The sequence below is a fragment of the Micromonospora sp. DT15 genome (genome assembly GCF_049841475.1).
In the GTDB taxonomy this organism is placed as follows: Bacteria; Actinomycetota; Actinomycetes; order Mycobacteriales; family Micromonosporaceae; genus Micromonospora.
This window is the reverse complement of record NZ_JBNCKJ010000008.1, coordinates 1-12216: the sequence shown is the minus strand read 5'-3', so window position 1 is coordinate 12216 and position 12216 is coordinate 1. Positions and strand designations below refer to the sequence as shown.

General features: G+C 69.6%; 11 protein-coding genes, 1 tRNA gene and 1 riboswitch. Of the genes, 6 read left to right on the top strand and 6 right to left on the bottom strand.

Annotated elements, in window-relative coordinates:
- Window positions 1-36 precede the first annotated feature (36 nt).
- From ACLQ3F_RS18490 to ACLQ3F_RS18475, 4 genes are all read left to right on the top strand, one after another.
- Window positions 37-975 carry an LD-carboxypeptidase gene (locus tag ACLQ3F_RS18490; protein ID WP_357200717.1) on the top strand — a complete coding sequence of 313 codons (939 nt, stop codon included), beginning with the start codon at window positions 37-39 and terminating at the stop codon, window positions 973-975.
- 195 nt (window positions 976-1170) lie between these two features.
- The gene (locus tag ACLQ3F_RS18485) at window positions 1171-1338 is read left to right on the top strand and encodes a hypothetical protein (protein ID WP_425850333.1); all 168 of its coding nucleotides are present in this window, start codon (window positions 1171-1173) and stop codon (window positions 1336-1338) included.
- A 115-nt stretch (window positions 1339-1453) separates the two neighbouring features.
- Complete coding sequence (locus tag ACLQ3F_RS18480; RefSeq protein WP_425850727.1) at window positions 1454-2044, top strand: 2'-5' RNA ligase family protein; 591 nt, start codon at window positions 1454-1456, stop codon at window positions 2042-2044.
- A gap of 700 nt (window positions 2045-2744) precedes the next feature.
- Window positions 2745-3242 (top strand): N-acetyltransferase, encoded by a 498-nt coding sequence (locus ACLQ3F_RS18475; RefSeq protein ID WP_425850332.1) that lies wholly within the window; start codon window positions 2745-2747, stop codon window positions 3240-3242.
- A 259-nt stretch (window positions 3243-3501) separates the two neighbouring features.
- Here ACLQ3F_RS18475 and ACLQ3F_RS18470 read toward each other — a convergent pair.
- Both ACLQ3F_RS18470 and ACLQ3F_RS18465 read right to left on the bottom strand, forming a co-directional pair.
- A tRNA-Gly gene (locus tag ACLQ3F_RS18470) sits at window positions 3502-3575 on the bottom strand.
- 269 nt (window positions 3576-3844) lie between these two features.
- Entirely contained in the window at window positions 3845-4402 is a 558-nt protein-coding gene (locus ACLQ3F_RS18465; RefSeq protein ID WP_355004623.1) for a pyridoxamine 5'-phosphate oxidase family protein, read from the bottom strand.
- A gap of 97 nt (window positions 4403-4499) precedes the next feature.
- Here ACLQ3F_RS18465 and dcd point away from each other — a divergent pair, with 97 nt between their 5' ends.
- Window positions 4500-5078, top strand: coding sequence for a dCTP deaminase (dcd, locus tag ACLQ3F_RS18460; protein WP_030332009.1), 579 nt, complete (start codon window positions 4500-4502; stop codon window positions 5076-5078).
- Between the two features lie 61 nt (window positions 5079-5139).
- On the opposite strand, the gene ACLQ3F_RS18455 is transcribed toward dcd, so the two are convergent.
- Window positions 5140-6180: an NlpC/P60 family protein gene (locus tag ACLQ3F_RS18455; protein WP_425850330.1), complete on the bottom strand. Its 1041-nt coding sequence runs from the start codon at window positions 6178-6180 to the stop codon at window positions 5140-5142.
- A 13-nt stretch (window positions 6181-6193) separates the two neighbouring features.
- Window positions 6194-6329, bottom strand: a riboswitch (cyclic di-AMP (ydaO/yuaA leader).
- Window positions 6330-6564: 235 nt separating this feature from the next.
- Here ACLQ3F_RS18455 and ACLQ3F_RS18450 point away from each other — a divergent pair.
- A complete protein-coding gene (locus tag ACLQ3F_RS18450; protein WP_425850328.1) occupies window positions 6565-8547 on the top strand; it encodes an N-acetylmuramoyl-L-alanine amidase in 1983 nt (660 codons plus the stop codon).
- Window positions 8548-8602: 55 nt separating this feature from the next.
- Here the strand turns inward: ACLQ3F_RS18450 and ACLQ3F_RS18445 are convergent, their stop codons facing one another.
- From ACLQ3F_RS18445 to ACLQ3F_RS18435, 3 genes are all read right to left on the bottom strand, one after another.
- On the bottom strand, window positions 8603-9616 hold the full coding sequence (locus tag ACLQ3F_RS18445; protein WP_357200642.1) for an NlpC/P60 family protein: 1014 nt from the start codon (window positions 9614-9616) through the stop codon (window positions 8603-8605).
- A gap of 167 nt (window positions 9617-9783) precedes the next feature.
- Window positions 9784-10785, bottom strand: a complete 1002-nt coding sequence (locus ACLQ3F_RS18440) for a hemolysin family protein (RefSeq protein WP_355004619.1) — start codon at window positions 10783-10785, stop codon at window positions 9784-9786.
- Window positions 10778-12100: a hemolysin family protein gene (locus ACLQ3F_RS18435; protein WP_425850326.1), complete on the bottom strand. Its 1323-nt coding sequence runs from the start codon at window positions 12098-12100 to the stop codon at window positions 10778-10780. Before ACLQ3F_RS18435 ends, ACLQ3F_RS18440 begins: the two co-directional genes overlap by 8 nt.
- Window positions 12101-12216 lie beyond the last annotated feature (116 nt).

Genomic DNA, 12216 nt, shown 5'->3' with positions numbered 1-12216 from the left:
GCCGCCGGCGCCTATCCGGTGATCCACGAGCAGGCCATGCGACGGCTTGCCGACCTGACCGGCCTCGTACCTGTCGAATACCCCACCACCCGCCAGGTGGGTGCGACCGCGGCAGCGCGTGCGGCGGACATCAACGCCGCCTTCGCGGACCCCCAGGTACGCGGCATTCTCGCCGTCATCGGCGGCGAGGATCAGATCACCGTCATCCCCCACCTGGACGCCGACCTGGCCCGCGCCGACCCGAAGCCGTTCCTCGGCACCAGCGACAACACCAACCTGCACCACTGGCTCTGGGGACTGGGCATCGCCAGCTTCTACGGCGGATCCTCGCAGGTGCACCTCGGCCCCGGGCCTGCCGTCGACGACGTGCACGTCAGGTCGCTGCGAGCGGCGTTGCTGACCGGGGAACGGCTGGAGGTCACCGACCCGGGTGAGTCCGAGGACATCGGCGTCGACTGGGCAGATCCGCAGGCGTTGAAGTCGTTCGGAGAGCGCGAACCGACGGAGCCATGGAGCTGGCACGGGCCGGCCCGAGCGGTCACCGGCCGCACCTGGGGTGGCTGCCTGGAAGTCATCCAGTGGATCCTGACGGCGGGACGCTTCCCGTTCCCCCCGGAGGTCCTGCACGGCGGGGTGCTGATCATCGAGACGTCGGAGGAGCTTCTCCCCGCCCCTGAGGTCGGCTGGATCGTCCGATCACTTGGTGAACGCGGTCTCCTCAGCGCCGTCGACGCGGTCCTGGTCGCCCGTCCGCCGGTCTCCGACCACACCCGTCGACCCCCGGCCGCAGATCGGGCGCGACTTCGCGAGCAGCAGCGCGACACGGTCGTCGACGTGGTGACCCGCTACAACCCCGAGGCGGTCGTCTGCGTCGGCGTGCCGTTCGGCCACACCAAGCCACAATGGATTCTTCCGCACGGCGGTCAGGTCACCGTCGATGGCGTGGAACGCCGGATCTTCGCCGACTACCGGTAGAGGCCGTTCAGAAGCGTCCCGTCGCGCGAACACGCTTGCGGATCCCCTCGGCGGTCGGGATCGTGCTCGGATGCAGACCGGCTCGTCATCTCGACCAGCCATCCGACGGCTGACTGGCGACACTTTGGCGGCTCCTACTACGACGACTCCTGGGTCGATCTGCCGCACGGGCCGGGTGCCCTCCACTTCCAGCGGATGACGCTGGAAACATTCCTCGGCGAACTCCTGGACGCCGGCTTCCTCCTGGAGAAGCTCATCGAGCCACGGCCGCGCGTCGAACTCCGCGAGGTCAACGAGGACGCCTACGCCCGCCTCACCGAGCGGCCGTCCTTCCTCGCTGCCCGAATGCGGTCCCGAGACTGAGAACGGGCGCTCACCACCACGGCTCCTGCTGCCGCCCGACCTCTGGTGAGTGCGGACCGCCTGGCGGGTGGTGAATCCAGTGGACCGGCACCGACCGTAGCGGAAAGCTGTGGGGATGGAACCGATACAGACGGCGATCATCGTGCCGATACCCGAGGCCGAGAAGGCGGTGGGCCCCTTCCGGGCATCGCTCGACCGGGCCGCTGGGTGGGGGGTGCCAGCCCACGTGACCGTCCTCTACCCGTTCCTGCCTCCGCAGCAGATCGATGAGCAGGTCTTGGCCGTACTGCGCGAGACCATTGCCGGGATCCCGCGGTTCGACGTCGCACTGACGGACGTCGGCTGGTTCGGTGACACGGTCGTCTGGCTTGCTCCGCAGCCAGCTCGCCCGTTCCTGGAGCTCACTTCGGCGGTGTGGCAGCAGTTTCCCGAGGCGCCCCCGTATGCCGGGGCGCACAGCGATGTGGTGCCGCACCTGACCATCGGTCACGACGCCGCCAAGGCCACGCTGAGCCACGCCGCGGAAACCGTCTCCACTTACCTACCGATCAACGCGGCCATCGACAGAGTCCGGCTGATCGCCGGAACGCCGGACATCAGCCCTTGGCGCACCGTCTGCGAGTTCCCGCTTGGCACCACGCCACCTGCGCCTGCTGGTACGGAGGTCACAGCGTCCTGGCCAGGGCCTCGATCGGGGAGCGGGTGACGGGCGACCGTCACTCAACCAGGCATCGGTACGGGGTCCTCGCCCATCAGTGGTGCAACTTGCAAAAGACCCACGTCAGCTAACTGTGTGACCGACGTACTGACGTGAGCCAGCAGAAGGCGCGCGGGGACAGGGCGGTACATCAGTTGGCGCCGCTCCTGACGTGCAACCACCGGGCCGAGGAGGGCGCAGGGTTGATGAGGCGAACGAACAGGCGGAAGATGCGGACGGGCCGACGCAGGCCAACCACGCTAGGTGAGTGGGCAGCGTTAACCAGCAGCATCGCTGCGCTCGTCGTTGCCGTCTCTGGCCTTCTCGCGGCTCTGCAGTAGCGGAGGCACCGCAAGCGCAAGAAAGCGATCGGAACGGATGAAGGCCCAGGTCGGGAACATGTCCTGACCTGGGCCTTCATGGTGGAGCGGGTGACGGGAATCGAACCCGCACTGTCAGCTTGGGAATCGGATTGATCACGCCGGTGAGCAGTCGCGCCGCCTGGCTATCGAGCACGGAGGGGACCGGTCGCTGTCGTGCGAGGAGCCGCTGTTGACCCCTGCTGACCGCTCCATCGGGCACGGGTCGGGCACGGCGGGCGTAGACAAGGGCTGGACTTGTAGGCGGTCTTGTCGAAGCCCGGCGGTCGTCCGCCGTGGCCCGCGCCGCCTGGATCATCCCGCGCCGACTGGTTGTAGCCTCGGCCGTTATGAGTTGGCTGCCTGACGACTTCGTCCACCCCGTCTACGTGCCCGTGCCCAACACCGCGCTTCACCTGCGGCCGATCCGGGAGGCGGACACCGCGATCGACTACCCCGCCGTGATGGGCTCCCGAGAACGCTTGTGGGAGATCTTCGGCCCGGCCTGGGCTTGGCCCAAGGAGACAATGACCTATGAAGAGGACCGCATCGACTTGCTGCGGCACGAGAAGGAGATAGCCGCGCACCAGTCGTTCAACTACGCGCTGCTGGACGAGGAGGAGACGGTCATCTTTGGCTGCGTCTACATCGACCCGCCCGAGCGCACCGGCTCAGACGGAGAGGTCTCCTGGTGGGTGGTGGACGACCTCGTCGGCGGCGAGGTGGAGCGCGCGCTCGACGCGCTGGTGCCGCAGTGGATCGCCGCCGACTGGCCCTTCCGGCAGCCCCGTTATCTGGGCCGCGACATTACCTGGCAGGACTGGCTCGCGCTGCCGCGCGCCTCGTGACACCGCGCGGCTGCCATCCCGTCTGCCATCGACCCGCCCTCCTGGGAGCGGGCCGCCGCCCGGCCCGCCACGTCAAGCGGACCTTGACGGCCCGTGCGGACGCTGGCGGGTCGGGCGGTGGTCTGCTCGGCTTGCCCGGGTCGATGGCAGGCGGGATGGCCTACCGGGATCGGGCACGTAACGGGCACGCCAAGCCGAAGAAGTGACCGGAACGAATGAGGCCCAGGTCGGGAACATGTCCTGACCTGGGCCTTGATCGTGGAGCGGGTGACGGGAATCGAACCCGCACTGTCAGCTTGGGAAGCTGATGTTCTGCCATTGAACTACACCCGCAAGCGGCACCACTGTACCCGAGTCATCGAGCCCATGCACCCAGGCACCCCCGGTGACCGCAGGTGTCCGCGGACCGTGCCGCCCGGGTCGGCCGGGTTGATCCACTCGGCTTCCTGGAAGTCGGGGCATCCGCAGCGCCGGGATACCGCGGTTTCGCCGAAGTCGAGTGGATCATGCGGGAGTGGCGGCTCGCCGGGTGTGGCGGGCGTACGCATCGGTGCCGGCTCCGTCACCACGGAGCCGGCACCGATGATCTTCCGGTGGTGTGGTCAGGCGGCCGTGCACTGCACGTCACGGCTGAGGAGGGTCGGGCGCGTCTGCGGGACGGCGAGGGGCGCTGCCACCGCCGACTGGGCGTTTGGGTCGAGCCAGACCCGAACGGCCGGCCGGCTCGGCCCGAGACCCGGAATGCCCGCGATGTGCTGCTCGCGGCGGGTGAGCATGGCCACGTCGACGGTGAACTCGAAGAGCCGCCAGTCGACCTGCGGCTCGGCCCGGGCGCTCTGCGCCAGCTGCGCCACCCGGATCGGATCGGTCACCGGGCGGGCGTGACCCGCCACGTACGCCTCGTCGTCGCTCTCCTCCGCAGGGAACGAGTGCAGCGCGTAACGGCCGTCACGTTCGAGGTCGCGGCGCTTGGGCGAGTCGATGATGAAGCAGAACAGCCCCTCGGCGGTGATGACCGGGGAGACCGGATGGACGCGGGGCCCGCCGTCGGCACGGACCGTGGCCAGATAGCCGAAGCCCGGCCCGTACTGCTGAAGGAGAACGCGGATCCCGTCGGCGAGTCGGGGCTCGTCGGCGGCGAATTCGGACCAGGAAGCCATGTGGGCATTCTATCGAACAAATGTACGAGTAGCGACCTCGACGCGCTGGTCCGGCACCGAATCCGGCCACTTCCGGCAACGCGGCTATGGTGGTCCGATGCTGCTCTCCGACCGTGACCTGGTCTCCGAGATCAAGGCCGGCACGCTGGGCTTGGAGCCGTTCGAGCCCACCCTGGTCCAACCCTCCAGCATCGACGTCCGACTCGACCGGCTGTTCCGGGTCTTCAACAACCACCTCTACACCCACATCGATCCGGCCATGCAGCAGGACGACCTGACCTCGGCGGTCGAGGTCCCCGACGGCGAGCCGTTCGTGCTGCACCCGGGGGAGTTCGTGCTCGCCTCGACGCTGGAGGTCATCTCGCTGGGTGACCAGCTCGCCGGCCGACTGGAGGGCAAGAGCTCCCTGGGCCGGCTCGGGCTGCTCACGCACTCCACCGCCGGTTTCATCGACCCGGGCTTCTCCGGCCACGTGACGCTGGAACTCTCGAACGTGGCGAACCTGCCGATCACCCTCTGGCCGGGCATGAAGATCGGGCAGCTCTGCATCTTCCGGCTCTCCTCGCCAGCCGAGCACCCGTACGGCTCGGTGGTCTACGGCTCGCGCTACCAGGGCCAGCGGGGGCCGACACCCAGCCGCGCCTGGCAGCACTGGCGCACCTGGCCCACCCGCTAGGACCAGAACGACGAGGGCCCGCCGCGAGGAGATCGCGACGGGCCCCTTCGGTCACACTGGGTCAGCCTGGACGGCCATAGCTGTGGATCGGGCCGTCGTCGACCTTCTTCATCTTGACCGGTTGACCGGCCTGCGAGGCGTGCACCACCCAGCCACCGCCGACGTACATGCCGACGTGGTGGATGTCGCTGTAGTAGAAGACCAGGTCGCCGGGGCGCAGGTCACCCTTGCTGACGTTCTTGGTGACCCGGCTCTGCGCGGCGGCGTTGTGCGGCAGCGACACGCCGGCCTTCGCCCAGGCGGCCAGCATGAGCCCGGAGCAGTCGTACGAGTTCGGACCCTCGGCACCCCAGACGTAGGGCTTGCCGATCTGCGCGCAGGCGAACTTGACCGCGGTGCCCGCGGCACCGCCGGGGTAGCTACCCGGGCAGGGCGCCGGGCGCAGCGGACCGCCGCCGCCGCTGCCGTACACCTTCAGGCGCAGCTTCTGCAGGCGTTCGATCTCGTCGTTGATCTGCTTCTTCTTCGCCGCCAGCTGGGCTTCCGTGCGGGTCAGCTGGGCCACCATCTCGTCCAGTGGCGCCTTCTGCGCGGCCAGTTGGTCGCGCAGGTCGGCCACCTGGCGGACGTCCTTCTGCTGGTCGTGCGCGAAGCGGTCGAGCATTTCGAGCTGGCCGACCACCTCGCTGGGCGACCGGCTGCCCAGCATCGCGTTGACGGTCGAGACGTTCTCACCCATGTAGGCGCGTACGGCAAGGGCGCTGACCTTGTCCATCGCGGCGTCGACCTGGCGCTCGAGCGGAGTGATCCGGGCGGCCAGCGCGTCTGCCTGCTTGCGCTTCGCGGCGAGGTCGATGCGGGTGGCGTTGTGCCGTTCGATGACCGGTTCGAGCTTGTTCCAGTCGGCGTCGATCTGGCGCTCGATCTCGGCGACGGAGGGGTCGGCGTGGGCCGGCGTGGCACTACCGGTCAGAACGACGGCGACGCCGGCCAGCGCGGCGAGTGCGGTGGTGAAGCGGGACCAGCGTGGGCGCGGCACTATCGACGCCGGGCCGGCTGATGCCGACCGCTCGGACGACGGCCGCGGGGCATGGAGTGCCACCGGGGTTCCGTACTCCTTCTTCCTGACCGCCTACCGGGTTAGCTGACGGGTTCGGGCGGGAAGTCGGCGCCCTACCGCAGTGGCTGCGGATTCACCCCGAGGGACCTGGGTCCCCGGTTCGCTCGGAAACGACTCGGCGGTGTCGGTCCGTTACCGCCCGGGGTGGGCGGAGCTGCTGTCGGGCCGACAAATGACCAGAGTAGAGACGCCCGTTACCGATCCGCAACCCGTGCGGCCGTGACACTCCGTACGGATTGGACGAGGTCACTGACCGTGTGTGAAGAATTCTTTCCGTGCACTTCGATAGATGGAAAGGTATTGACGCGATCTCCCGGACGGCGCGATGGTGACCTGACCTCACTCCGCGAGAATCTAGGGGGTTCGATGCACCATCCAACCCTGTCGACAGGCTGGCGCGCGCTGCTCGCCGCCACCCTGGTCGCCGCCGCGACCACGGTGCCACTCTCCGTCGGCCCGGCCGCCGCCGCGCCCACCACCGACCGCCAACAGCAGTACGCCGACGCGGCCACCGAGTACGGCGTACCGGCCGTCGTGCTGCTCGGCGTCTCCTACCTGGAGTCCCGTTGGGACACCAACGCCGGCACACCGAGCACCAGTGGCGGCTACGGCCCGATGCACCTCACCGACGTGCGGCACGTGGCCGCCCTACCCGGACGCGGTCACCACAACGCCGGCGCCGAGGACCCACGCGGTGACGGCTCCCGGCCGGCCCGGGTGCCCGCGCCCCGACCGGTCGAGGCACCCGCCCCGTCCACCGCCGCGTTGCAGACCGTCGACGCCGCCGCCGCGCTGACCGGTGCCGCCCCCGAGGCACTGCGTACCGACGCGGGCCTCAACATCCGGGGTGGGGCCGCGCTGCTGAGCGCGTACCAGAGGGATCTGGGCGCGACGGTCGGCGCGGACACCGACCCGGCGGCCTGGTACGGCGCGGTGGCCCGCTACTCGGGCGCGGACAGCGCCGACGCCGCGGCGGCCTTCGCCGACGAGGTCTTCACCACCATCGGCGCGGGCGAAGCCCGGGTGACCGACGACGGCCAGCGGATCACCCTGCCGGCCCGCACGGTACGGCCCGAACGTTCCTGGCTGGACCGGCTGGGCCTGCGCCGGCTGGCCCGCCCGGACGGGGTGGAATGCCCCCGCACCATCTCCTGCGAATGGATCCCGGCGCCCTACCAGGCGTTCGGCGAGGGGGACTACGGCAACCACGACCTCTCCGACCGGCCCGCGCGGCAGAAGATCGAGTACATCGTCATCCACGACACCGAGGCGAGTTGGGCCACCACCCTGCAACTTGTCCAGGACCCAACCTACGTGAGCTGGCACTACTCGCTGCGCTCGGTCGACGGGCACATCGCCCAGCACGTCAAGACGAAGGACGTCGGCTGGCACGCCGGCAACTGGTACGTCAACGCGAAGTCGATCGGGTTGGAACACGAGGGCTTCGCGGCGCAGGGCACCTGGTACACCGAGGCGATGTACCGGACCTCGGCGAAGCTGGTCCGGCACCTGGCGCTGCGGCTGGGCATCCCACTGGACCGCCAACACATCATCGGCCACGACAACGTGCCCGGCACCATCCCCTCGACAGTGCGGGGAATGCACTGGGATCCGGGCCCCTACTGGGACTGGACGCACTACTTCGACCTGCTGCACGCCCCTCGACTGGACACCGGCACCCCGGCCACCGGGCTGGTCCGGATCGACCCGGACTACACCACCAACCAGCCGGCGTTCACCGACTGCGTCACGGTGGGCGTGCCCTGCGCTCCGCGCGGTTCCTCGTCGGTGGTGCTGCGCAGCGCGCCGTCCGCTGACGCGCCGCTGGTCAACGACATCGCGCTCCGCCCGGACGGCAGCCCGAACACGATGGCGGTGTCGGACCACGGGGCCCGGGCGTCCGCCGGGCAGACGTACGCGCTGGCCGGCCGGCAGGGCGACTGGACGGCGATCTGGTACCTCGGGCAGCGGGCCTGGTTCCACAACCCGGCGTCCGCGCCGACCGCCAGTTGGACCGTCGGAGTCGTGGCGACGCCGAAGCCCGGAAGAGCCACCGTTCCGGTCTACGGACGGGCGTACCCGGAGCAGTCCGCGTACCCGGACGGGGTGCCCTACCAGGCGATCACGCCGCTCCAGTACACGCTGGCCGCCGGGCAGCGGTACTCCGTCGGCGCGGTGCTGGCCGGCGAGTACTACCGGGCCAGCACGTTCGACGGCTCCTCACCCGGCGACTGGACGGTCATTCGCGGCAAGAACCGGTACGCGCAGATCCAGTTCGGCCACCGGATCATGTACGTCGACCTCGCCGACGTGCAGCTGTTGCCCTCCCCGGTGGGGGCACCCCGCTGAGAACCACGACGGCCCCCGGTCGGTGACCGGGGGCCGTCGTGTCGCGCGAGGTGGATCAGCCAGGTCTGCGGAACCCGGCGACGGGCATGGTGGTGATGCTGGACACCTGCACCGGCTTGCCGGCGCGTGGCGCGTGCACCATCTGGTTGTTACCCAGATACAGCCCGACATGACTCAGGCCGGAGAAGAAGAACACCAGGTCACCGGGGCGGGCGTCGGCGCGCGAGATGGCCTTGCCCTCGTTCCACTGGTCACCGGTGTGGTGCGTCAGGTAGATCCCGGCCGCCTTGTAGGCGTACTGGGTCAGCCCCGAGCAGTCGAACGAGTTCGGCCCGGTGGCACCCCAGACGTACGGCTTGCCGACCTTGCCGCAGGCGGTCTTGATCGCGGTGCGGGCCGCCGCACTGAACACGCCGTTGATGGTCGGGCAGGCCGCCGTCTTGACGGTGGTCTTGGGCATCGACGCCTCGAGCTGCTTGATCTCGGCGTCGATCTGCTTCTTCTTGGCCGCCAGATCATTCTGCTGCTTGGTCTGGGTGACGATCAGCGCGTCCAGCTTCTGCTTCTCACCGTCGTACTTGGCCCGCACGGCCAGCACGCCCTCGACCTCCTTGCGCTCCTGCGAAGCGAGCCGGTCGAGGATGGTGAGCTGCTCGGTGAGCGTGTCCGGCTTGGCGCTGACCAGCAGCGCACCGATGTCGTGTGACGGACCGGAGATGTAGTAGCGGGAGGCGAGGTCGCCGACCCGGTTGAGCGCCAGCTCGCTCTGCAGCGCCAGCGGCTCGATCTTCTTCTGCAGGTTCGCCGACTTCTGCCGGTTGACCTTCAGCTGCGCCCGGACCTTGTTGTACTGCTCGATGGTGGGCTCCAACTGCTCCCACTTCTTGTCGATCTGCGCCTCGATCTCGTCGACCGTGGGCGCGGCATGTGCCGGCGCGGTCAGCAGACCGGCGCCGACCGCCGCCGCGGCGACCAGGATCAGCACCCGGTGCGCGACGCGACGCAGGCCACCAGAGCGAGCAGACGCAAACAGGTCGTGACGATGAGGGGGCATGGTTGCCACCGGCACCGACTCCTTTGCAACCGACCGCCGGGCGCCTCGCGTGAGGAAAGGGCCGAGGCAGACGACCCACAGCGGTCGGTGCCTCACATTAGGGAAGCTCGCGGCGGTAATCAAGGCGAGGGCGGTAACCATCACTGTCGTGCAACCGCTTGCACACCAAGGGTATTCGTCCATCACCCAACGATTGCGGTCAATACGTCGTCAAGAGTGACCACACCGATCGGCCGTCGGCCGTCGCTGACCAGCACCATGTGCCGCCGTTCGCGACGCATGGACAGCAGCAGGTCGGCCAGCGTACGGTCCGGCGGCACCACCGCCAGCGGCCGGTAGACGTCGGCCGGCACCGGAGACCGGCGGCCCTGCCCGGCGTACCCGAGCACGTCCTTGACGTGCACGAAGCCGAGCACCCGACGGGTCGACCGCTGCACCACCGGGAACCGGGACCGGCCGGTCCGGGTCGCCAGCACCTCCAGTGAGGCCGGCGAGACGTCCTCGGCCACCGTCACCACCGTCGACCACGGTTGCAGCGCGTCCGCCGCCGTCCGGGCGTGCAGGGCCAGCGCGCCGGTGATCCGCGCGTGCTGCTCCGCGTCGAGCAGCCCCTCGGTCCGCGCCTGCGAGACCAACCCGGCCAACTCCTCGGCGGTGAACACCGTCTTCACCGACTCGGACGCCTCGATCCGCCAGAACCCGAGCACCCTCCGGGCCGCCCATTTCATCGCGAGCAACAACGGTTTGGTGGCCACACAGAATGCCAGCATCGCCGGCCCGAGCCAGAGCGCGGAGACCTCCGGACCGGCCAGCGTGATGTTCTTCGGCACCATTTCACCGACGACCGTGTGCAGAAAGACCACCACGCCCAGCGCCAGCACGAAAGCCACCGGGTGCACCGCCCGCTCCGGCAGGCCCGCCGCGTGGAACGGCGGCTCCAGCAGGTGCGCGAGCGCCGGTTCGGCGATCGCGCCCAGACCCAACGAGCAGACAGTGATGCCGAGCTGCGCGCCAGCGATCATCAGCGGAATCTGGTTCATCGCCGACAACGCCCAGCGGGCGCGTTTCGACCCGGCGGCCAGCGGCTCGATCACCGTCCGACGGGACGCGATGAGCGCGAACTCGCTGCCCACGAAGAACCCGTTGCCGAGCAGCAACAGCACTGTCACCAGCAGCTCAGTCATCGTCGTCCGGGTCCGCCGGGCGCAACACCCGGACCTGCTCGATCCGGTGCCGCTCGACCTCGACCACTGTGAACTCCCAGCCGGCCGCCTCGACCGTCTCGCCGGCGAGCGGGATGTGCCCGAGCTGGGCCATCAGGAACCCGGCCAGGGTCTCGTACGGCCCCTCGGGTAACCGGAAGCCGGTCTGCTCGGCCAACTCGTCGGAGCGGAGCACACCGTCGACCAGCACTGTGCGCTCACCGCCCGGCACGGTCAACTCGTCCGATCCGTTGTCGTCCACGCTCGCCGGGTCGAACTCGTCGGCGATCTCCCCGACCAACTCCTCGACGAGGTCCTCGACTGTCACCACGCCGTCCGTGCCGCCGTACTCGTCGACCACGATGGCCAGGTCGGCCCCGGCCGCCTTCAACGCCGCCAGGACACCGTCCAGGTTCAGGCTCTCCGGCACGTACACCGGCTCGCGGGCCACCGAACCGACCCGGGTCGACGCGCGGTCGGCCAGCGGCACGCCCAGCGCGTCGGGCACCGCGGCCACACCGGTCACCAGGTCCAGGGTCTCCTCGTACACCGGAAACCGGGTCCGCCCGGTCCGCCGTGACTCCTCCAGAAGCTCCGCCACGGTGGCCGTGGCGCGCAGCGCGACCACGTCCACTCTGGGGGTCATCGCCTCCGCTGCCCGCTTGTCACCGAAGCGGATGGTGCGACGCAGCAGCATCGCGGTGTCCGTGGGCAGCGCGCCGGCCCGCGCCGAGATGCCCGCCAGCAGGCCCAGTTCCTCCGGCGAGCGGGCGCTGGCCAACTCCTCCTGCGGCTCCACGCCGAACGCCCGGACCAGTCGGTTCGCCGAGCCGTTCAACCCCCGGATCACCCAGCCGAACGTCCGGGAGAAGGTGTGCATCGGACCGGCAGTGGCCAACGCCGCCGGCATGGGTCGGGCCAGCGCCGCGTTCTTCGGCACCAACTCGCCGAAGAGCATGGAGATGAGCGTGGCCAGGGCCAGCGCGAGGAACGGGGTGAGCCGCTCCGTGTTGTCCCCGGCCAGCGGGCGCAACAGCGGGGTAAAGAGCCGAGCCAGGGCCGGCTCGGCCAGGTAGCCGGTGAGCAGCGCGGTGATGGTGATGCCGAGCTGCGCCCCGGAGAGCTGGAAGGAGAGTTCGCGCAGCGCTGTGCGTACCGTCAGGGCGGCCTGGTCGCCCGCGGCGGCCCGCCGGTCGATCTCCGCCCGGTCGACAGTGACCAGGGCGAACTCGGCCGCGACGAAGAACGCGTTGCCCGCGGTCAGGGCTGCGAAGCCGACCAGGGGCAACAGCGTCATCAAGAGTAGGCCGTCGATGTCGCCTCACCTCGGCGAGATTCTTGCACGGCGGCGGGGGGGGGCCCGGGGGCGCCCCCCCCCCAAAAAAAAAAAAACACCAACCGCAGAAAAGCCCC

What these genes read in the sequence shown, in the direction of transcription:
- ACLQ3F_RS18490 (WP_357200717.1), top strand. Translation starts at nt 37, where the DNA reads ATGCGACGGCTTGCCGACCTGACCGGCCTCGTACCTGTCGAATACCCC.
- ACLQ3F_RS18485 (WP_425850333.1), top strand. Translation starts at nt 1,171, where the DNA reads ATGACGCTGGAAACATTCCTCGGCGAACTCCTGGACGCCGGCTTCCTC.
- ACLQ3F_RS18480 (WP_425850727.1), top strand. Translation starts at nt 1,454, where the DNA reads ATGGAACCGATACAGACGGCGATCATCGTGCCGATACCCGAGGCCGAG.
- ACLQ3F_RS18475 (WP_425850332.1), top strand. Translation starts at nt 2,745, where the DNA reads ATGAGTTGGCTGCCTGACGACTTCGTCCACCCCGTCTACGTGCCCGTG.
- ACLQ3F_RS18465 (WP_355004623.1), bottom strand. Translation starts at nt 4,402, where the DNA reads ATGGCTTCCTGGTCCGAATTCGCCGCCGACGAGCCCCGACTCGCCGAC.
- dcd (WP_030332009.1), top strand. Translation starts at nt 4,500, where the DNA reads ATGCTGCTCTCCGACCGTGACCTGGTCTCCGAGATCAAGGCCGGCACG.
- ACLQ3F_RS18450 (WP_425850328.1), top strand. Translation starts at nt 6,565, where the DNA reads ATGCACCATCCAACCCTGTCGACAGGCTGGCGCGCGCTGCTCGCCGCC.
- ACLQ3F_RS18440 (WP_355004619.1), bottom strand. Translation starts at nt 10,785, where the DNA reads ATGACTGAGCTGCTGGTGACAGTGCTGTTGCTGCTCGGCAACGGGTTC.
- ACLQ3F_RS18435 (WP_425850326.1), bottom strand. Translation starts at nt 12,100, where the DNA reads ATGACGCTGTTGCCCCTGGTCGGCTTCGCAGCCCTGACCGCGGGCAAC.